The sequence below is a fragment of the Paenibacillus rhizoryzae genome, assembly GCF_059686995.1.
The window spans coordinates 158,910-178,764 of record NZ_JCAALT010000002.1; the positions used below are offsets into that span (position 1 = coordinate 158,910).

Below are 19,855 nucleotides of genomic sequence, written 5' to 3' on the forward strand. Positions count from 1 at the left end.
ATTTTCACCTACATAACTATAACATATAGTTATATGTTTAATCTCCATTTTTGGGAAAGCTGTTCAATTATGGTTCCAGCCATTTTGTGTAAAGTTCATTGAGCTGCTCTTGTACTTGCTCTCGTTCACGCCAGCGCTGCGCGAGTTCATCTACTCCAAGCTGCTCTGATTGCTCGTTTAGCTCCGTGTCCATCTCAGCCAGCCGGGCTTCGAACTCGCTGATCTTCTGCTCCAGCTTCATTGCATTGGGCTGCTGCACGGCGGGTTTGGCTACCTCCGCCTCCAGTGCTAGAATTCGCTTTACCGGAGCTGTTTCTTTCGCTTTCACAGGCTGCAAGGTTTCATCCGCACGAAGCTGCTTGCGCTTCTCGGCATATTCATCGTAAGCGCCGAGGTACACCGTCAGCTTAGCCCGATCGAGCTCCCAAACCTTATTCGCCAATCGATTAATAAAGTAACGGTCATGCGAAATCGCGAGAATTGTACCCGGGTAGTCTTCCAGCGCTTCCTCAAGCGCTTCTCTGGAGGCGATGTCCATATGATTGGTCGGTTCATCCAGGAGCAGCAGGTTCGGCTTCTTCAGGATGAGCAGCGCGAGCCGCAGACGCGTCCATTCGCCCCCCGACAGCTGACTGACGCTCTTGAACACATCTCCTTGCGTGAATAGATAGCGCGCCAAATGTGAGCGGGCTTCCCCCTCCTCCATCCCCGCAGCCTCGCGGAAATAAGCGAGCACATTCTTCTTATCATCCGCAGGATACTGCTGCTGAGCCAAATATCCGATATCCACGCGTGCTCCGATGTCGATCGTCCCGCGGTCTGGCATTTCCGTTCCGAGAATCAGCTTGAACAAGGTTGTTTTGCCCGTTCCGTTAGGACCAAGCAGCATAATCTTCTCGCCATAGTGAAGCATCCCATCGACCTCATGCAACAGTTTGCGGTCACCGTAGCTCTTGCTTAGGCCCTGAAACTCAACGACCCGTTTCCCTGAGCGGTCTGCCAGCTGAAGCTGAAACTCCGCCCCTTTGGGATCAAGTACAGGACGTTTCACCTTCTCCATCCGATCCAGTGCCTTCTGCATAGAAGCAGCTCTGCGGAAAAACTTCTCGTTGCCGCCAACTCTCCCCCACTCATGCAGCTGTTTGATCGTCTCTTTCATCTTCTTTATGACCTTCTGCTGCTCTTGGTACTCGGCAAACTGCTGCAGCAGCTGCTCTTCCTTCTCCTTCACATAGCCGCTGTAGTTGCTATGGTAAGTTACTGCTTCACCGTCTTCGATATCGATGATTTTCGTCACGACATGATCGAGGAACATCCGGTCATGCGAAACGATCAAGCAAGAACCGTCATAACCGTTCAGGAAGGATTCCAGCCACTGCACGCCTTGCAGATCCAGATGATTAGTCGGTTCATCCAATAGAAGCAGCTCCGGCTTGCTGATGAGCTGCGCCGCGAGGCCGATCTTCGTCTTCTCTCCTCCTGATAAGGTGCCGTAACGCCTTTCATACATCTCGCGCGGAATCAGCAGCCCTGTCGTGACCGTATCGATCTTCGCATCTAACTCATAGCCGCCTTCCATCTGAAACCGCTCCTGAAGCACAGAATACTCGCGCAGCAGTTGCTCCAGACGCTTATCTCCCGTGCCCGGATCGGACATTTCCAGCTCCAGCTTCGTCATTTGGGCTTTGCACGCCAGAAGCTCGGCATATCCTGATGCCAGCACATCGTAAACCGAGCCATCATCCCAAGCTGCCGGAATTTGCGCCAAATATCCGATTTTCGTATCCTTGCGAATCGTGAGCTGCCCTTCATCTGGTTTAGACAGCTTCGCAATGAGCGAGATCAGCGTTGATTTACCGCTTCCGTTGCGGCCGACCAGTCCTACCCGCTCCCCTTCGTGAATTTCAAATGAAACATCTTCAAGTACAAGCGTCGCACCGTAATATTTCTTTATATGTTGACCATTAACTACTATCATATGGAATCCTCCTAATTATTTCGGAAGATCGCCCCCAGTTGAAACCAACAAAAAAAGAGCCGCAGGAAAATGCCCTGCGACTCTTCGGTCTTTACCGATCGAGGTCTAAGGTAGGCGTCTTCGCTTGAGTGATGGTGCCGTATCGGCAAATTTGGACAGACTTCTCCCGTTAGGTCCAAATGCATGCACGATGCCAGCCATTGCAATCGGCAGCTGGCTAATACGGTTGTTCACCATTTCTGAATTCATCCTACCTTACACCTCCTTCCTAATATTTATCTAACAATAACACAGATCACAGCCGTGCCGCAAGAAGGCTAAGATGAAATGGGCGATCATCGTGATTATGCGGTGTAGTAAGGTTCTAATGCAAAAAACGCTCATATCACTGTCCGCCCTCCCATACATATAGCTATGAAGCACACTCGCATTACAAGGGGGAAGCGAAATTGCACCAGGATGAGATCAAAGCATTAGAGCGAGCTATTGACGAGATCACGGAGATTGCACAGGGATTTGGCCTCGATTTCTACCCGATGCGGTATGAAATATGCCCGGCTGATATTATTTATACATTCGGCGCTTACGGCATGCCTACCCGGTTCAGCCATTGGAGCTTTGGGAAAACGTTTAATAAAATGAAGATGCAGTATGATTTTGGCCTGAGCAAAATCTACGAGCTTGTTATTAACTCCAACCCTTGCTATGCCTTTCTGCTGGATGGCAACTCACTCATACAGAATAAGCTGATCGTTGCGCATGTACTCGCACACTGCGACTTCTTCAAGAACAATGCGCGCTTCAGCGCTACGAACCGGAATATGGTGGAAAGCATGTCCGCCACGGCCGAACGTGTGAGTCAATACGAGATGGAGTATGGAACCGATGCCGTTGAGAAATTTATCGACGCCGTCCTGGCTATTCAAGAACATGTCGACTCCACGATTATCCGGCCGTATAAGCTGGATAAAACCCATTACATCGAGCTGCTCAACAAGGCTAATCAAGTAGACAAGGTCGCGCGCCCATCGCAATATGACGATCTATGGACGCTTGATGCAGAAGTACAAGCGGAGCAAGCGAGCCTCAAGGCAGCCAATAATGAACCGAAACGTTTCCCTCCTCAGCCGGAGAAGGATCTGATCTGGTTCATCGAGGAATACTCGCCGAATTTGCAGGATTGGCAGCGCGACATCATGTCCATGCTGCGCGATGAGATGCTCTATTTCTGGCCGCAAATCGAAACGAAAATCATGAACGAAGGCTGGGCCTCCTACTGGCATCAGCGGATCATCCGCGAGCTTGACTTAACGAGCGAGGAAACCATCGAATTTGCCATGCTAAACTCCTCCGTCGTGCAGCCGTCGAGACACTCGCTTAATCCGTACTACCTGGGGCTTAAGATCTTCGAGGATATCGAGCGACGCTGGGATAATCCGACCAAGGAGGAGCAGGATCGCTTCGGACGCAAGCCGGGTCTTGGGCGGGATAAAATCTTCGAGGTGCGGGAGTTCGACTCCGACATTTCATTCCTGCGTAATTATTTGACGAAGAAACTGGTCGGCGATCTGGATCTCTACGTCTTCGAGAAGAAAGGCGCGGAATGGAAAATCACCGACAAAGCATGGGAGTCCGTCCGCGACCAGCTTGTGACATCCCGGGTTAACGGCGGCTTTCCGAGCCTCGTCGTAACCGACGGCGACTTTAACCGTGTCGGCGAGCTTTTCCTGTTCCATCAGTATGAAGGGGTCGAGCTGGATTTGAAATACGTGGAGCGCACGCTCCCTCACGTCGTTCAGCTGTGGGGCAAATCCGTTCACCTCGAGACGATCGTCGAGGACAAACGAATCGTGTTTAGCTGCGACGGCAAGAAAACGAGCCGGAAATTCATTTAGTATAAAGCAAAATAAAAAAATCGCATTCCCGAGCAGCCACCAAAGCGACTGCGGGAATGCGATTTTTTGGATTGAACTTAGAATGCCACTTCTAACGAACCCAGGAGGGTTCGCCACCACCTGCTCAGCATCCCGATCACTAGGCCTCGACCTTCCTCACATCTACCTTCACTTCCAAATTCGCTTCGCTCGTTCCCCGATAAACGCCTTTCACAGGGACAATATCCTTATAATCCCGGCCATGGCCGAGTTTCACATATCGTTCGCCGACCAGCGCATCGTTGGTCGGGTCAAACCCGCACCAGCCAAGACCCGGCGCATACGCCTCTACCCAAGCATGAGAAGCCTGCTCGAAGTCCGCGTTGCCCCCTCGCAGGTCACCGACAAAATGATAGCCGCTCACATAACGAGCCGGAACCCCTTTCGAGCGGCAAGCCGCAATCATCAGATGCGCAAAATCCTGACAGACTCCGCGACGTCTGCGCATCATCTCGCCTGCAATCGTGTGCACATTGGTCGCTTCCGGATCGTATACAAACTCGTTGCGTATCCGATTGGAGACATAGGACAACCAGCTGTACACACCCTGCTCTTTCTCATTCGGATCACTTAGCTGCGGCGTTTCCGCGAATGCCGCAACCTCCGGCGTAATGCCTGTATACTCCGTGGGCAGCAAATATTCGGCAAACCGGTTCATCGCACCGTCCGTCGCCAGCCAATCCCATGCTTGCTTTGGCGTCATGCCTTCCTGGCCCTCAATCGGTTTAACGGCTTCCTTCGTGACGACCGTCATCTGCGTGCGAATGATCAACTTGCGATGCTGATCATTGACGGAGAAGGCGTGAACGCGATTGCCGAAATAATCATCATAGCTGAAGAGCGGCGCATTCGGCTCCACCGAAATGGAATGCTGATAGCACGATTGCTGCTCATTCGTAAATGGCGTCAGCCGGATTTCATTGACACTGTCCATAACCGGATTCATATACGAATATTGGGTTGTGTGCGTGATGCAAAGCTTCATGCGCTGACCTCCCCCATACGAAAAAAGGTATGAGCAAACGACACCCCCAGCTGTCCCGCAGCTTGGAGCAAATGTCCCGTTACCCGCCCTTCCTCATCCCGCTGCAAATCCTCCCGCTCCAAGCAGGCAAGCTCCGCTTTCAGCTTCACCACTTGCCGGATGATTCGATCATGGGCCGTACGAAGCTGCTTCTCCTGCAGTTGAATCCCGCGCAAATGCTCATCGAGCGCATGCAGCGAGTAATGAACGGAACGCGGGAACACTTCATTAAGTATCAGAAACTCCATAATCGCTTCCTGCGAGAAACCATCCGCATAATAGCGACGGAACGTTTGGTACCCGCTAACGGAACGCAGCACGGCTTGCAGGAATGGATATACATCATTGCCGCCTTCCATATCAGAAGGCAGCATCGTTCTGGACGTAATCGCGGATTGCATAATACGAAGCGTATTCTCTGTCCGCTCTAAGTAGCGGCCGCATTCTATGAAATGAAATTCGTTCTCGCGCGGCATGACCGACTGCGTTATGCCTTGGAAGAGCGCCGTCCATTCTTTAATTTTGCCAAAAAATTGATGAGGCGACTCACGGGTCCAATCCCCTGCCTGCTTCTCGCGAAGCCACAGATAGAAGCCGTTCGTCACATCCCATAGCTCGCTAGGCAGCTTCTCCCGAAGCGTCCTCACATTATCCCGCGCATGATTGACGCATGTAACGAGGGAATTCGCATTGTCGCGATCTAGGGTGATGTAGAGCACAACGTCTTGCTCCGTGTAAGTACCGTACTGCGATTCGTAAGCGGCTCTGCTGCCGAGTGCATCGACGATCCGCCCCCATTTGCACAGCGATTGGGCTTTCTCGCCGGGTTCGCCTTTCGGTATCGTATGCGAGTCATCTGACTGAAGGTGATAGTGAACATCGATTAGCCGAGCATGGTTCTCCGCCCGTTCCATGTACCGCCCGATCCAAAACAAAGCTTCCGCATTCCGGTTCAGCATCGTCCATCCCTCCGCTTCCTATAATCGTTACCGACTAAGCACCCACGTATCTTTCACGCCGCCGCCCTGCGAAGAGTTCACGACTAGAGAGCCTTCCTGAAGCGCAACACGAGTCAGTCCGCCCGGAATAACATGGGTTTGCGCGCCCATGAGCACGAATACGCGTAAATCAATATGGCGCGGCTGCATAGCCCCTCCGAGCATCACCGGCGCCCGCGACAGGTTCATCGTTGTTTGAGCGATGTAGCGGCCCGGATCGCGGCGGATGGCATCCGCGAAGGCGTTGATCTCCTTCGTGGAAGCAGCAGGACCAATAAGCATCCCGTAGCCGCCGGAGAGCGAGGTCTCCTTGACTACGAGCTGATCCAAATTATCGAGCACATACTCCCGTTCTTCCTTGCGCGACAAAATGTAAGTAGGTACGTTATGCAGAATGGGTTCCTCGCCTAAATAGTAACGAACCATATCCGGCACATACGCATAGACCGCTTTATCGTCCGCTACGCCTGTGCCCGGCGCGTTGGCGATCGCTACGTTGCCTGCACGATAAGCATTCATGAGACCCGGCACACCGAGCAGCGAATCTGCTTGGAAGGCTAACGGATCCAAATACTCATCATCAAGTCTTCTGTAGATCACATCTACCTGACGCAAGCCGCGCAGATCACGCAAATAGATTTTGTGATCCTTGTACACCAAATCGCGGCCTTCCACCAGATGGATGCCCATCTGCTGAGCCAGAAACGCATGCTCGAAGTAGGCGGAATTGTAAGCCCCTGGTGTCAGAAGCACGATTAGCGGGTTCTGCTTCCCCGATGGCGCCAAGCTGCGAAGCGAACTTAAGAAGACATTCAAGCTGCGCTCAATATCCGCCACTTTGCTGTTCAAGTATAAATCGGGGAACAGCTCACTCATTAAGCTTCTCCCTTTATACAAGTAGGAAAACCCGGACGGTGTACGAAGATTATCCTCCAGTACAAAGTAGCGGCCCTTCTCGTCCTTAATTAAATCTATGCCGGATGCGGTCATATAGACATTTTGCGGGACCTGCAGCCCTGCCATCTCCGGTCGGAAATATTTATTGCTAATGATCATTTGTCTAGGGATGATGCCGTCATTGACGATGCGCTGCTCATGATAGACGTCGTGGATAAAGGCGTTCAATGCCTTAACACGCTGTTTCATGCCGCGTTCAAGGCTTTCCCATTCATGCTTCGGAATAATGCGCGGAATATAGTCAAAGGGAATCGTTCGCTCCAGCGGCTCGTTCTGATTCTGGGTGTAGAGCGTAAACGTGATTCCTTCCTCCAGCATCCGCTGCTGAATTGTCGTGTGGCGCGCTGTTAGCTCCGGCGGTTTCATACGGGCGAACGTTCGATGAACACTTTCATAATGCGGACGTACATTAAGATCTTTATCGAACATCTCGTCGTAGAAAGATTGTGAATCGTAAGGATCGAATTGCGATTTCATCGCCATCGACATGTCAACCGCCTCCAAAGCCATCAGTGTCACTATCATGTCAGTTTTTGCACTATCTTGTCTATCTCTTCGAGCTAATACCTGGATTATATTACCTAGATCATACTCAATGGCAACATCAGTGTCAACTTATATAACACATAAAAGGCCCGAAAAAGCAGCCTTTACAGTAATTTAAGGAATATTTTTGTTAGGTTGCGCTTACATGCCCTCCTACCACATTACGCAGCGGAAGTGCTGTAGGTTACCTCTTCATTTTCTCGAATAATCAGGTGCTTTACTTTGTCGACGTTCGCTCCTGACACAGTGGCATATAAGCCTGCCCCGCTGCCTGCTGAATCGTCGAAATAAACATTGCGATCGACCGGACTGTAGCATACCGCCGCCGCCATGTTAACAACAACGTTGCGATCGAGTCGCTCGTAACCGAATGGGCCGAATACGAACGCCACTTGCTCCATTGTTTGCGGGTACCGATAGCTTTCTCCGCTCTTCGTTACAAATTGTGCCCCTTTCGGGGTTTGCGACACGAAGCATATCTTCTCCATCGGAATCCACTCACTTTCCCCGTTCTTGTTCAGCAGCAACAACTGCATGTCCAACACTCCCTCTAGATAAAATAAGAACTGATGTTCTTATTTTATCAGATGATTGGTTGGCATGTACACCATCCGGATGCTTGTCCCTCCCTAATCGAAGAAGGGCCGCAGAACGCAACTTTCGCGTCCTGCGGCTTCATCACTCTCCTATTATCGGTTAAGCAGACTTCCTACGTAGCGCAGCAGCTCGTTGGCACAGACCGGGCAGTATCCATGCTCATCAATCAACCGCTTCGTTACTTCATTAATACGCTTGAGCTGTTTCTCGTCCGGTGTCTTGGTCGAGGTCGTAATTTTGACGATATCCTTCAAATCTGTAAACAGCTTTTTCTCGATCGCTTCGCGCAGCCGTTCATGGCTGTAATAATCGAATTTCTTGCCTTTACGCGAGTACGAGGAGATCCGAATCAATATCTCTTCACGGAACGCTTTCTTCGCATTCTCGGATACCCCGATTTGCTCCTCGATCGAACGCATCAGCCGCTCATCCGGATCCATCTCTTCGCCTGTAAGCGGGTCTTTGATCTTCGCCCAGTTGCAGTACGATTCGATGTTATCGAGGTAATTCTCAAACAAAGTTCTAGCGGACTCTTCGAAGGAGTAAACGAACGCCTTCTGTATTTCTTTCTTGGCGAGTCCGTCATATTCTTTCCTGGCTGTGGAAATAAAATTTAAGTATCGCTCCCGCTCTTCCTTCGTGATCGAAGGATGCTGATCAAGTCCGTCTTTCAATGCGCGCAGCACATCAAGGGCATTGATACATTGCAGGTCCTGCTTTATGAGCGCACTCGAAATCCGATTGATGACGTACCGCGGGTCAATACCCGACATGCCTTCTTCGATGTATTCCGACTGCATTTCCTTCAGATCCGCTTCCTTGTAGCCTTCGATCTCCTCGCCGTCATACATGCGCATTTTCTTAACGAGGTCCATCCCTTGCTTCTTCGTTTCTTTCAGACGAGTCAAGATGGAGAAGATTGCCGCTGAGCGCAGCGAGTGCGGCGCGATATGAATGTGCTTCATATCGCTTTGGCCGATAAGCTTCTTGTAAATCTTCTCTTCCTCCGACACCTTCAGGTTGTAAGGAATCGGCATAACGATCATCCGCGATTGCAGCGCCTCATTCTTCTTGTTGGCAATAAAAGACTTATACTCCGTTTCGTTCGTATGCGCGATGATAAGCTCATCCGCCGAGATCAAGGCGAATCGACCGGCTTTGAAGTTGCCCTCTTGGGTTAGTGACAGCAAATTCCAGAGGAACTTCTCATCGCATTTGAGCATCTCTTGGAACTCCATCAGACCGCGGTTCGCTTTATTCAGCTCGCCGTCGAACCGGTATGCACGCGGATCGGATTCCGAACCAAACTCCGTAATCGTTGAGAAATCGATGCTTCCTGTCAAATCGGCAATATCCTGAGATTTCGGATCGGATGGACTGAATGTTCCGATACCGATACGGCTCTCTTCCGAAATCAATACGCGTTCAACTTGAACATTCTCAATATCGCCGCCATATTCGGTTCTTACTCTCATTTGGCAGGACGGGCACAGATTGCCCTCGATTCGGACACCAAGCTCTCGCTCCGCTTCAGGCCGCAGTTCGTTTGGAATGAGATGCAGCGGATCCTCATGCATCGGGCAGCCTTTAATCGCGTAGACAGCCCCTCGTTCTGTTCTGGAGAACTGTTCGAGGCCTCGCTTGAGCATCGTAACAATGGTGGATTTGCCGCCGCTGACAGGTCCCATAAGCAGCAAAATCCGTTTCCTCACATCAAGCCGCCGGGCTGATGAATGGAAGTATTCCTCTACAAGCTTCTCAACGGCACGGTCCAAGCCGAATATTTCTTGTTCGAAAAACTTGTATTTCTTCGCAGTGCCGCCATCATCCACAACCCCGAATGACTCAATCATCTCATAAACTCGAGCATGCGCAGTCATGGCCGGAGTAGGATCTCGCTTCAGCAGGTCGATGTAGTCCTTGAACGATCCATTCCAAGCAAGTTTTTCGCTTTCCGCCTTATACGCCGAAATCCGTTTCAAAATATCCATGCCGTAACCTCCTATAAGCTTTGCGATTGCAAAACTCATTTCGTAAGCCTATACTCCGACCAGCCTGATGCCACATTCTAGAACGCCTCATGCATGCGGGTAATATTTATCCAGCCATCTAAAGCTGCCCGGCATTTTTTATTGAAGTATTACATTCCTATGCGCTTTCGCAAGGGAAGTTGCCCTATTTTTTAAACAAGATTCCGCCAAAATCCGCACTCCGCAGACACTAATATTACAAAATGTTAATTCCGTTAAAACGAGCACCTGCCCGTCTCTATTGGGCAAAAAGCTATACGTACGAAGACTTGCCTCCTCCGTTCGCGCTCCATTAAAGCCATGTCGAATAGAGACGAATCCGACAAATTTCTGGCGTGTCCGACACGAATAAAGTTGTGACACCAGATGTAACCTCTAATTAATGACTTAAGGGGACGTCCAGAATGTGCTATAATCGTGAACAGACTACCCTCCATGGAATCGAGGCGATGAATTGGCTGTCAAACACGAAACCGAGCTGTATCCGCCAATCAAGTCTTATTTCGAGAAACAAGGCTTTGAGGTAAAGAGCGAAATCATGCACTGCGATCTCGTCGCCATTCATCCGGATACGAATGAAACCATATTGGTGGAAATGAAGAAAACCTTTAATCTTGCGCTTCTGCTCCAAGGGATCGAGAGGCTGCGATTAAACAGCCATGTTATTCTCGCCGTTGAACGCAACCGCAAGAAGGTTGGTGCGCATAATCAGCGCTTCGGCGATTTAACCGAGCTATGCCGAATGCTCGGCATCGGCTTGATGACCGTAACCTTCTTCAAGACCAAATCACCGGTACTGGAGATGCTCTGTCAACCCGGCGAGCCGCCCGTGCGCGGACAAAGGCGTGCCCGTCAAGCGAGATTGCTCACCGAATTTCGCGAACGCAGCGGCGACTACAATACCGGCGGCAGCAACAACCGTAAGCTCGTCACCGCGTATCGGGAGAAGGCCCTTCGCGTGGCTTGGGCCCTTCAACAGCACGGCGAGTTGTCCCCTCGCGCAGCCTCGGAGCTGACCGGAATACCGCGAGCCAACCATTTTCTTCAGAAGGATTACTACGGCTGGTTTGAACGAATACGGCGTGGGCATTATAGCCTGAAACCGGACGGAGCAGCCGCACTAAAGCAGTACAACCATATTATTGAAGCTTGGCTGCAGCAGAAGCCCGCACAAGAGCTAAACACCGCAATCATTCCTAGAAACAAATGATCAAAGGAGACTGGATACTGATGAGCGAAACGAACAACTATAGGGTCATTGGCAATGTAGAAGATTTCCCGGAATTTCCGGCACATGTTAAGTTGAACAACCAGCCTTTTTATATTGTTGAAGCCCCTCGCAAAGAAGATGAGGAACAGCGCTATAACTTGATTTCGGCCATTTGCCCGCACGCTGGCGGCATTGTCAGACCGCATCTAAATGAGCTTATTTGCCCGCTGCACTACTGGTGCTTCGATAAAGCGACAGGCGAATCCACGAACATTCCGGGAGAGCAGCTGGATTGCTCGCCACTCGAAGTTCGGGACGGCCAGTTCCTGCTTCAAGCCTAACGAAAACAAACAAAAGAAGCCCGGAATCCTCGATGTGAGGACTCCGGGCTTCTCTCTTATAGAACGTCATGGACTAACGGCGAGCCAGAAACTCATTCAATGCTTCAGCGAAACGCGCGATACCGGTCGCCATTCGCTCGCCTTGTGTATACGTAAAGTTCAAACGAGCTGTGTTACGTGCAGGTTCTGCGGCATAGAAGGATGCGCCGGGAACGAAAGCAACATTCTTCTTCACAGCTGCGCGAAGCAGTGCCTCGGCATCCAATCCATCAGGGAGCTCCAGCCAGAGGAACATGCCGCCTTTAGGCTCGATCCATTTCACATCGCTCCAGCCCTGCTGCGTAAGCAGTTTCTGCATTTGCTGCATACGATCGCCATAAGCCTGTCTGATCACTTGAATATGGTCATCCAACGAGAAATGCCGGAGCAGCTGATCCAGCGTCTGCTGATCCAGTGAACTGGAGTGCAGATCCGCCGCTTGTTTCGCTTTCGCCATCATCGAGATCACGTTGCGATTGCCGATTGCCCAGCCCGAACGGAGTGCAGGTGCGACTGTTTTGGAGAACGTGCTTGTATATAGGACATGGCCGCCATCCGCCTTGTTATCAAGCGAGAACAAGGTCGGATAGTCGGCATTGATATCAAATTTAATATCGCCGTATGGATCATCCTCCAAGATAGGGACACCGTAACGATGGCTTAATTCAAGCAGCCCTTTGCGGCGTTCCATACTCCATACTCGTCCTGTTGGATTACCGAATGTAGGTACCACATAGATCAATCTTGGCTTATGCTGCTTGATGAGACGCTCGGCATCCGCTATGATCATGCCATCTTTATCGCTGGCCACCGGAACAACGTCCAAGCCGCTCAAGTTAAACACTTGCAAGCTGGCCAAATAAGTCGGATTCTCCACCAAGACGATATCGCCCGGCTCCATCAGAACGCGAGTAATCAAATCAATGGCTTGCTGCGAGCCGGTCGTCATGATCATTTCATCAGGCTCTACGTGCATGCCTTTCTGTGCCATGCGAGCACAAAGCTGCTCACGAAGCGGCATGAATCCTTCCGTAAGTCCATATTGCAGCGTGTTCTTACCGGAACGGAATACGCGATCTGATGCCTCTCTGACCGCATCGATCGGAAACAACTCTTCGGCTGGCAAACCGCCTGCGAACGAAATAATCTCTTTCCCTTGCGTAAGCTTCAATATGTCGCGAACAGCAGATGATTGCAGCCGTTCGACATGATTCGAAAACCGGTATTCCACGTTCATTCCTCCCCATTTCCTTTATCACACATTTTACGCGCAATTGGTGATGGGAGCAACTAGAAGAACGCGATAAAACGCACGGTTTTGCACACTTTTCTCCAATAGGTTACAGCGTTCACCAATGTGTTGCATTTTATGTCTGAAGCGAATTTGCTGTAACAACATGTTCACAACTTTGTTCGTTTTCTTTTTGCATGCCGTTGGGTATAATGAATTGTATGTATGTACTGGCAGCATAGGAGGGAATACGAATGACCATTAATTTTCTTATCGTCCTCACTGTCTCGGCCTTGTTCCTGATCGCCATGTGTACGGCGTCATACAATGACGACAAGACTAAAGGCTTGTAATGCAATAGGACCAAGCAAAAAAGAAGCTTTCAGCGATTGGCATCAATCGTCGAGAGCTTCTTTTTTAATGCGAAAATGGAGTTCTACACCGAGTTATCCCCGACGCAGACCCGCCATTTCTGTCATACATCCCCCACACAGGTAACGCTCTTTAAACTCGCGTACACCATCAAGTGTGCCACAAAACACACAACGAGGACGATAACGTTCCAAAATGATATGGTCACCCTGGACAAGAATCTCCACGGGGTCTCCTTCATTCATTTGGTATCTTTTACGTAGCGATTTTGGCAATACGATACGCCCTAATTGATCCACTTTACGTACAACACCGGCCGGTTTCACAAATTCACATCTCCTGTAGTCGCATTTTGCAAGTTAACGTCATATGACAGTTTGCTCACTACTAGGTTCGATAATGGCCGGTTAATTCCTGCAATTATTTCGATTTTCTTAGTATTCTGCAATAATAAACAGCTTTCAAGCAAAGCAAGTTAGCTTAAACCAACAAATCCATTTTGCCGAAACGCTTCAAAGACAACAATTGCGGCAGAATTCGATAAATTCAGCGATCTCACCTTATCGGTCATCGGTACGCGAATGCAGGTATCCGGATGCGCATCCAGCACATCTTGCGGCAGCCCTTTGGTCTCTTTCCCAAACACGAAGAAATCGCCATCTTGATACTGATGCTCCGAATATACTTTCGAGCTTCTCGTGCTTGCGCAGAAGAAACGCCCCTCCGGATACAGCTCCTTTAGCTCCTGGAACGAATCATGATAATGTACCTCTACCGCATACCAATAATCCAAACCGGCCCGTTTAAGCGTTTTGTCATCTGTGTTAAATCCCAATGGCCGAACCAGATGGAGAATTGTACCTGTTGCTGCGCAAGTACGTGCAATATTGCCGGTATTTGCCGGAATTTCCGGCTCTACGAGAACGATATGAAATGCCATTTGTTATCAAACACCCTTCACTTTTTACATAGCTTTTACGCTAGCTTAATCTATTGAGAAAACTTGCCTGTCATAATACAACTATAATGTTGCATGAAAGGGGAACATAAACGCTTGAAGAAGAAAATATTAATCGTTGATGACGAGCCATCTATCTCCACATTGCTTGAGTTTAACTTAAAACTTGCCGGATATGAAGTGCGTTGCGCTTCAGACGGAGAAGCTGTGTTCGACTTGCTGAAACCGTTTCGTCCTGATCTCATCGTGCTTGATCTTATGCTCCCCAAGATGGACGGACTGCAAGTATGCCGAGAGCTGCGCAAGCAAAATAACGTCGTTCCCATTATTATGTTAACTGCACTCCACGATGTAAGCGACAAGATCGCAGGACTTGATCATGGCGCTGACGACTATATGACAAAACCATTCTCACCGCAAGAGCTTCTCTCCCGCATTCAAGCCATATTGCGCAGAACGCAGGCGCTGCCGGGTTCAGGAGAATCAACAACGCATACAATCGGTCCGCTAACTGTTCTATCCGAGCAGCGTGAAGTGCAGCTTGAAGGAAAGTCTGTGGAATTGACGCCTAAAGAATTCGAACTTCTGCTTTACTTATGCCGTCATCGCGGGAAAGTGCTTAGCCGTCAGCAGCTGCTGCACGGTGTATGGGATTATCATTTCCTTGGCGACACCCGTATCGTTGACGTGCATATTAGCCATCTGCGTGACAAAATCGAGAAAAATGCAAGGACACCGGAATATATCATGACGGTCCGCAACGTCGGCTATAAGCTTTCCGGTCCCGGAGGCAGCACGTCTAACGCAGACTCTTCACTAGCTTAACACATACCGGATCAGATGCACTCAAGAAGACCGCCGACCTTCCACGAATGGAAGAGCCGGCGGTCTTCTTGCTTTTGTCCTATAGAGCAAACTATCGGTTTCTATACTGCTAGCCGTTGCGCTTCTGGAAGTCGCCCATGAAATCCGCGAGTGCTCTGCAGCTCTCAAGCGGCACAGCATTGTAAGTCGAAGCACGCAAGCCGCCAACGCTCCGGTGGCCTTTCAAGCCAACAAAACCTTGTTTCTCGGATTCCTTCACAAACTGCTTCTCCAGCTCTTCCGTACCAAGACGGAATGTGATGTTCATCAACGAACGGCTATTCGCGTCTGCAAAGCCGCGGTAGAAGCCGCCGCTGTTATCGATCGTATCGTAGATCAGCTTTGTTTTGTCGCGATTGAATTGCTCCATCGCTGCAACGCCGCCTCTCTCCTTCACCCATTTCAACATTAGACCCACCAGATAAATAGAGAAAGATGGCGGTGTATTGTAAAGGGAATTGTTCTTCACATGCGTATCATAGCGAAGCATCGTCGCGATCGATTTCGGGCTCTCCGAAATCAAATCTTCACGTGCGATAACAATCGTTACGCCCGATGGTCCCAGGTTCTTCTGTGCACCGGCATAGATCATGCCGAATTTGCTGACATCAACCGGACGGCTTAGAATATCGCTCGACATGTCGCCGATCAGCGTCACATCACCTGTTTCCGGATAAGCCGCATATTGCGTGCCTTCAATCGTTTCATTCGACGTAATATGCAGGTAGGCCGAATTTGTCGGGATTTGGAGGTTGCTTAGGTCCGGAATACGATTAAACTTATCTGCTTCCGATGAAGCTACAACCGCCGTTTCACCAAACAGCTTCGCTTCCTTGATTGCTTTGTCAGCCCAGCTTCCTGTGTTTACGAATGCTGCGGTTTGGCCGGCGCCCAATAAATTCATCGGGATCATAGCGAATTGCGTGCTTGCCCCGCCTTGCAGGAATAATACTTTATAATGGCTTGGAATTCCGAACAATTCGCGAAGGAGCGATTGCGCACCGTCATTGACCTCTTCAAAAATGCTGCTGCGATGGGACATTTCCATAATGGACATGCCTGCACCCGCATAATCAATAAATTCCTGTTGTGCCTGCTGCAATACTTCCAGCGGCAATGCCGCTGGTCCGGCATTAAAATTAAACGCACGATTCGTCACTGTAGCTCACTCCACTCTTCAATTTGCTTATCAGTATGATAGCAAGTTTCACGCTTTGCATCAAGTGTAAAAAGTCGAACAAAAACCAACAGTTTTATTACGAATATTCGGATTTAGCAATTTTTACGGATAATGAAAAGCGAGCTCTCCGTGAGAGAGCTCGCTGAAAGTAATTTGTAGAATGAGTTCGGATTAGCAGTCGAAGTATAGGCTGTACTCGTGCGGATGAACGCGGATTGCAACAGCTTTCGCTTCAGCACGCTTCAGTTGTACGAAGTTGTCGATGAAGTCTTTGGAGAATACGCCGCCTTCAGTCAAGAATTCGGAGTCAGCTTCCAAAGCGTCAAGCGCTTCATCAAGCGTTCCCGGAACCGAGCGAATTTCTTTCTTCTCTTCATCCGGAAGATCATAGATGTTTTTGTCGAAAGGACCATAACCAAGAGCAACTGGGTCCAGCTTGCGCTTGATACCGTCAAGACCTGCAAGCAGCATCGCTGCGAATGCGAGGTAAGGGTTAGCTGTGGAGTCCGGTGTACGGAACTCGATACGGCAGCCCTTCGGCGTAACTGCAGCAACCGGAATACGGATTGCAGCAGAGCGGTTACCCTTCGAGAATACAAGGTTAACTGGCGCTTCGTAGCCTGGAACCAGACGCTTGAAGGAGTTCGTCGACGGATTTGTAATTGCGATCAACGCTGGTGCGTGGTGCAAAATTCCGCCGATGTAGTGCATAGCCAGTGGGCTCAGGTTTGCATAAGCACCTTTCTCATAGAACAGCGGGGAATCGCCGTTGAAGATCGAAGAGTGAACATGCATACCGCTGCCGTTGTCGCCGAAAAGCGGTTTAGGCATAAATGTTGCAACTTTGCCCCATTGGCGAGCAACGTTGTTGATGATGTATTTGTATTTCAGCAGGTTGTCTGCAGTTTTAGTCAATGTGTCAAAACGGAAGTTGATTTCAGCTTGGCCAGCTGTTGCAACTTCGTGGTGATGACGCTCAACGCGTAGGCCGGATTCTTGCATCAAACGAACCATTTCGCTGCGGATGTCTTGTTGGGAATCAACAGGAGCAACCGGAACGTAGCCGCCTTTTACAGGAATTTTGTAACCAAGGTTGCCGCCTTCTTCTTTACGAGCCGTGTTCCAGCCAGCTTCAGCGGAATCAACTTCGTAGAAAGAAGTGTTCATTTTGCTTTCGTAGCGAACTTCGTCGAAGATGAAGAACTCGGACTCAGGTGCGAAGTAAGCTGCTGTACCTACGCCGGATTTTTGCAGGTATTCTTCTGCTTTTTGAGCGATGCCGCGCGGATCGCGCTCATAACGCTCGCCATCCGGCGTATGAATGTTACACATGATATTCAATGTTGGGTGATCTGTAAACGGATCGATGAAGCTGGACTCTGTGTCCGGAATCATAACCATATCAGACTCTTCAATACCGCGGAAACCCGGGATCGAGGAACCGTCAAAAGCTACGCCGTTAACAAAAGTTTCGGCATCTACTTCCGTCGAAGGAAGTGTGATGTGGTGCGCGTGGCCGGAAAGATCCACGAAACGGAAATCTACAAACATGATGCTGTTCTCTTTGATGGTGCTCAATACGTTTTGAACTGACATTAGGTATTTCCTCCATTTCCGAACATTTGCGATGTGTAGGACATTAATTGTTCAACTTCTGATCTGAAACTATGATTGTTATTATAGGTTTTAGGTTTATTACAGTCAATAGTCATGTAAGGTATTTTTTAAAGCATTTGTTAGGTAACTTCACATAATTGTCAGATTGTTCAAATTCCCAGTGTTGACGCCAAAAACAAGAAGCTGCAGCCTCTACAAACGAGAGGTCGCAGCTTCCGAAAACCCGATAATTATACAAGTCCGTGAATGATTATTTAATCCACGTATTGAAATATTCAGCCGGCTCCTTAGGAGTATCGAAGCGCTTGCCAACCAATTTCCCCAACTGCTCCAAATCTTTTAGAAGGTTCGCGAATTGGTCTGGGAACAAGGATTGCACGCCATCGCCCGTCATAGAATTATCAGGATCCGTATGCATTTCGATAATTAATCCGTTCGCTCCCGCAGCAACAGAGGCTTTCGACATCGGCTCAACCAATTCGCGGCGTCCCGTTCCATGGCTCGGATCCGAAATAACCGGCAGATGGCTGAGTGATTGCAGCACCGGAATCGCGGCCAAGTCGAGCGTATTTCGAGTGTAAGTCTCGAAAGTGCGAATTCCGCGCTCGCAAAGCATAACGTTCGGATTTCCGCCTGCCAGAATATATTCGGCGGCGTTCAAGAATTCATCGTAGGTTGCGCTGAAGCCACGTTTAAGGAGTACAGGCGTCTTCACAGTGCCCAGTTTCCGCAGCAAATCGAAGTTCTGCATGTTGCGCGTACCAACCTGCAAAATATCGGCATACTCACAGCAAATATCTACGTATTCCGGCGTCATTACTTCTGTAATCGTGAGCAGTCCATGCTTACGGCCCGCTTCCGCCATCATCGCCAAACCTTCGACACCAATGCCTTGGAAGCTGTAAGGCCCTGTACGCGGCTTAAACGCGCCACCGCGAAGCACTTGACCGCCGGCAGCCTTCACCAGCCTAGCAATCTCGTCGATCTGCTCAGGTGTCTCTACCGCGCAAGGGCCGCCCATAATGGCTAGATGCTCCCCGCCGATCTTAACGCCTTTAATCTCAATTATGGTGTCGTCAGGATGGAAGTCACGGCTGGCGAGCTTGTAGGACTTCGAGATTTTGATGACGTTCTCTACGCCTTTCATTTGACGAAGATGCTCCGCCAAGGTCGGCTCCGCCTTCCCGATGATACCAATAACGGTCCGGTCTGTCCCGCGGGAAACATGCGCCTGTACCCCCGCTCTCTCGATATGGTGCACGATCTCTCCAATCCGTTCTTCCGTTACATTATTTTGAGTAATTACGATCATAAGTTCGACTCCCTCTCCTGTCACGCTTAGACGCGTGTTCGCTTCGACGCTTTTATGCTGTTAGGCTTTTATGCTTTTAATCGCTAAAGCAAATATACATGAAAAAACCGGCCTCGTCAAGAGACCGGCTTGCTGTCATTCGATTTATTCCGTTACTGGTTTCACATCAACGGAGACGCGGCGAAGCTTTCTTTTCTCCTTGCGTTTGTTGGCCACGTATTGCAGCGTCATCTTCACGGGGAAATAGAATAGCGCGCCAAGCACCATACCATCAATAATTCCGCCCACAATCAGCTTTAAATTAACAAGCAGCATGTGGTCGAGCCACTCCGGTGCGAAGGGCACCGAAATTTTGATATGGTTCGGAAGCACCCAGCCGCCCACCATACTATTGATGAAGGCAACTGGAATAAAGATTATTTTACCAAAAACAAAACCGATCAACGCACCCGCTAAACTGGCATTCATCATATAGATAAGCGGAAAAATCAGGAAAAAGGCTAGCCCGTAGGTTGGTAATGTAAACATCTCGACAAAAATACCGATTGCGAATCCGAGTGCCACAAACGATGGGCCGCCTGGTGCCCGCATAAGCTGCGTATATTTTAATTTGAGCCAACGTTTAATCGAGCGCGGTTTGCTTGAAGTCGTCATTTGAGTAGCGCCC

At 49.7% G+C, this 19,855-nt stretch carries 18 protein-coding genes; 4 read left to right on the forward strand and 14 right to left on the reverse strand.

Going from position 1 to position 19,855, the window contains the following annotated elements; genetic code table 11:
* Nucleotides 1–67: 67 nt before the first annotated feature.
* Both abc-f and AC6ESO_RS06025 read right to left on the reverse strand, forming a co-directional pair.
* Nucleotides 68–1,978, reverse strand: a complete 1,911-nt coding sequence (abc-f, locus tag AC6ESO_RS06020; RefSeq protein WP_497090611.1) for a ribosomal protection-like ABC-F family protein — start codon at nucleotides 1,976–1,978, stop codon at nucleotides 68–70.
* A 105-nt stretch (nucleotides 1,979–2,083) separates the two neighbouring features.
* The gene (locus tag AC6ESO_RS06025; protein WP_494818460.1) at nucleotides 2,084–2,227 is read right to left on the reverse strand and encodes an RAxF-45 family protein; all 144 of its coding nucleotides are present in this window, start codon (nucleotides 2,225–2,227) and stop codon (nucleotides 2,084–2,086) included.
* Nucleotides 2,228–2,427: 200 nt separating this feature from the next.
* On the opposite strand from AC6ESO_RS06025, the gene AC6ESO_RS06030 reads away from it, so the two are divergent.
* Nucleotides 2,428–3,873, forward strand: a complete 1,446-nt coding sequence (locus tag AC6ESO_RS06030) for a SpoVR family protein (protein ID WP_497090612.1) — start codon at nucleotides 2,428–2,430, stop codon at nucleotides 3,871–3,873.
* A 139-nt stretch (nucleotides 3,874–4,012) separates the two neighbouring features.
* Here AC6ESO_RS06030 and AC6ESO_RS06035 read toward each other — a convergent pair whose 3' ends face one another.
* From AC6ESO_RS06035 to AC6ESO_RS06055, 5 genes are all read right to left on the reverse strand, one after another.
* Complete coding sequence (locus tag AC6ESO_RS06035) at nucleotides 4,013–4,897, reverse strand: transglutaminase family protein (protein WP_497090613.1); 885 nt, start codon at nucleotides 4,895–4,897, stop codon at nucleotides 4,013–4,015.
* On the reverse strand, nucleotides 4,894–5,895 hold the full coding sequence (locus AC6ESO_RS06040) for an alpha-E domain-containing protein (protein ID WP_494818457.1): 1,002 nt from the start codon (nucleotides 5,893–5,895) through the stop codon (nucleotides 4,894–4,896). Before AC6ESO_RS06040 ends, AC6ESO_RS06035 begins: the two co-directional genes overlap by 4 nt.
* 27 nt (nucleotides 5,896–5,922) lie before the next feature.
* Nucleotides 5,923–7,380, reverse strand: coding sequence for a circularly permuted type 2 ATP-grasp protein (locus AC6ESO_RS06045; protein WP_497090614.1), 1,458 nt, complete (start codon nucleotides 7,378–7,380; stop codon nucleotides 5,923–5,925).
* A 218-nt stretch (nucleotides 7,381–7,598) separates the two neighbouring features.
* The gene (locus tag AC6ESO_RS06050; RefSeq protein WP_497090615.1) at nucleotides 7,599–7,973 is read right to left on the reverse strand and encodes a hypothetical protein; all 375 of its coding nucleotides are present in this window, start codon (nucleotides 7,971–7,973) and stop codon (nucleotides 7,599–7,601) included.
* 153 nt (nucleotides 7,974–8,126) lie between these two features.
* Nucleotides 8,127–10,025 (reverse strand): PrkA family serine protein kinase, encoded by a 1,899-nt coding sequence (locus AC6ESO_RS06055; RefSeq protein ID WP_494818454.1) that lies wholly within the window; start codon nucleotides 10,023–10,025, stop codon nucleotides 8,127–8,129.
* Nucleotides 10,026–10,518: 493 nt separating this feature from the next.
* Between AC6ESO_RS06055 and AC6ESO_RS06060 the strand changes: the two genes are divergently transcribed.
* On the forward strand, nucleotides 10,519–11,274 hold the full coding sequence (locus tag AC6ESO_RS06060; RefSeq protein ID WP_497090616.1) for a DUF2161 family putative PD-(D/E)XK-type phosphodiesterase: 756 nt from the start codon (nucleotides 10,519–10,521) through the stop codon (nucleotides 11,272–11,274).
* A gap of 20 nt (nucleotides 11,275–11,294) precedes the next feature.
* Complete coding sequence (locus tag AC6ESO_RS06065; protein WP_497090617.1) at nucleotides 11,295–11,615, forward strand: Rieske (2Fe-2S) protein; 321 nt, start codon at nucleotides 11,295–11,297, stop codon at nucleotides 11,613–11,615.
* A gap of 73 nt (nucleotides 11,616–11,688) precedes the next feature.
* On the opposite strand, the gene AC6ESO_RS06070 is transcribed toward AC6ESO_RS06065, so the two are convergent.
* The 3 genes from AC6ESO_RS06070 to trmL form a co-directional block, all read right to left on the reverse strand.
* Complete coding sequence (locus AC6ESO_RS06070) at nucleotides 11,689–12,885, reverse strand: aminotransferase-like domain-containing protein (RefSeq protein ID WP_497090618.1); 1,197 nt, start codon at nucleotides 12,883–12,885, stop codon at nucleotides 11,689–11,691.
* Between the two features lie 446 nt (nucleotides 12,886–13,331).
* Nucleotides 13,332–13,583 (reverse strand): AbrB/MazE/SpoVT family DNA-binding domain-containing protein, encoded by a 252-nt coding sequence (locus AC6ESO_RS06075; protein ID WP_090981926.1) that lies wholly within the window; start codon nucleotides 13,581–13,583, stop codon nucleotides 13,332–13,334.
* A 149-nt stretch (nucleotides 13,584–13,732) separates the two neighbouring features.
* The gene (gene trmL, locus AC6ESO_RS06080) at nucleotides 13,733–14,197 is read right to left on the reverse strand and encodes a tRNA (uridine(34)/cytosine(34)/5-carboxymethylaminomethyluridine(34)-2'-O)-methyltransferase TrmL (protein WP_497090619.1); all 465 of its coding nucleotides are present in this window, start codon (nucleotides 14,195–14,197) and stop codon (nucleotides 13,733–13,735) included.
* 114 nt (nucleotides 14,198–14,311) lie between these two features.
* Here trmL and AC6ESO_RS06085 point away from each other — a divergent pair, with 114 nt between their 5' ends.
* A complete protein-coding gene (locus tag AC6ESO_RS06085; RefSeq protein WP_497090620.1) occupies nucleotides 14,312–15,040 on the forward strand; it encodes a response regulator transcription factor in 729 nt (242 codons plus the stop codon).
* 109 nt (nucleotides 15,041–15,149) lie between these two features.
* Here the strand turns inward: AC6ESO_RS06085 and serC are convergent, their stop codons facing one another.
* From serC to AC6ESO_RS06105, 4 genes are all read right to left on the reverse strand, one after another.
* On the reverse strand, nucleotides 15,150–16,238 hold the full coding sequence (serC, locus tag AC6ESO_RS06090) for a 3-phosphoserine/phosphohydroxythreonine transaminase (RefSeq protein WP_497090621.1): 1,089 nt from the start codon (nucleotides 16,236–16,238) through the stop codon (nucleotides 15,150–15,152).
* A gap of 192 nt (nucleotides 16,239–16,430) precedes the next feature.
* Nucleotides 16,431–17,855, reverse strand: coding sequence for a type I glutamate--ammonia ligase (glnA, locus tag AC6ESO_RS06095; RefSeq protein WP_091220963.1), 1,425 nt, complete (start codon nucleotides 17,853–17,855; stop codon nucleotides 16,431–16,433).
* Nucleotides 17,856–18,126: 271 nt separating this feature from the next.
* On the reverse strand, nucleotides 18,127–19,188 hold the full coding sequence (aroF, locus tag AC6ESO_RS06100; protein WP_494818447.1) for a 3-deoxy-7-phosphoheptulonate synthase: 1,062 nt from the start codon (nucleotides 19,186–19,188) through the stop codon (nucleotides 18,127–18,129).
* Nucleotides 19,189–19,332: 144 nt separating this feature from the next.
* Entirely contained in the window at nucleotides 19,333–19,842 is a 510-nt protein-coding gene (locus AC6ESO_RS06105) for a DUF2062 domain-containing protein (protein WP_494818446.1), read from the reverse strand.
* Nucleotides 19,843–19,855: the final 13 nt, after the last annotated feature.

Bases quoted from the DNA above. Each gene is read 5' to 3' on its own strand.
- AC6ESO_RS06105 (WP_494818446.1), bottom strand. From the start codon at position 19,842: ATGACGACTTCAAGCAAACCGCGCTCGATTAAACGTTGGCTCAAATTA.
- AC6ESO_RS06045 (WP_497090614.1), bottom strand. From the start codon at position 7,380: ATGTCGATGGCGATGAAATCGCAATTCGATCCTTACGATTCACAATCT.
- AC6ESO_RS06065 (WP_497090617.1), top strand. From the start codon at position 11,295: ATGAGCGAAACGAACAACTATAGGGTCATTGGCAATGTAGAAGATTTC.
- AC6ESO_RS06050 (WP_497090615.1), bottom strand. From the start codon at position 7,973: ATGCAGTTGTTGCTGCTGAACAAGAACGGGGAAAGTGAGTGGATTCCG.
- abc-f (WP_497090611.1), bottom strand. From the start codon at position 1,978: ATGATAGTAGTTAATGGTCAACATATAAAGAAATATTACGGTGCGACG.
- AC6ESO_RS06025 (WP_494818460.1), bottom strand. From the start codon at position 2,227: ATGAATTCAGAAATGGTGAACAACCGTATTAGCCAGCTGCCGATTGCA.
- AC6ESO_RS06055 (WP_494818454.1), bottom strand. From the start codon at position 10,025: ATGGATATTTTGAAACGGATTTCGGCGTATAAGGCGGAAAGCGAAAAA.
- glnA (WP_091220963.1), bottom strand. From the start codon at position 17,855: ATGTCAGTTCAAAACGTATTGAGCACCATCAAAGAGAACAGCATCATG.
- AC6ESO_RS06040 (WP_494818457.1), bottom strand. From the start codon at position 5,895: ATGCTGAACCGGAATGCGGAAGCTTTGTTTTGGATCGGGCGGTACATG.
- aroF (WP_494818447.1), bottom strand. From the start codon at position 19,188: ATGATCGTAATTACTCAAAATAATGTAACGGAAGAACGGATTGGAGAG.
- trmL (WP_497090619.1), bottom strand. From the start codon at position 14,197: ATGGCATTTCATATCGTTCTCGTAGAGCCGGAAATTCCGGCAAATACC.
- AC6ESO_RS06035 (WP_497090613.1), bottom strand. From the start codon at position 4,897: ATGAAGCTTTGCATCACGCACACAACCCAATATTCGTATATGAATCCG.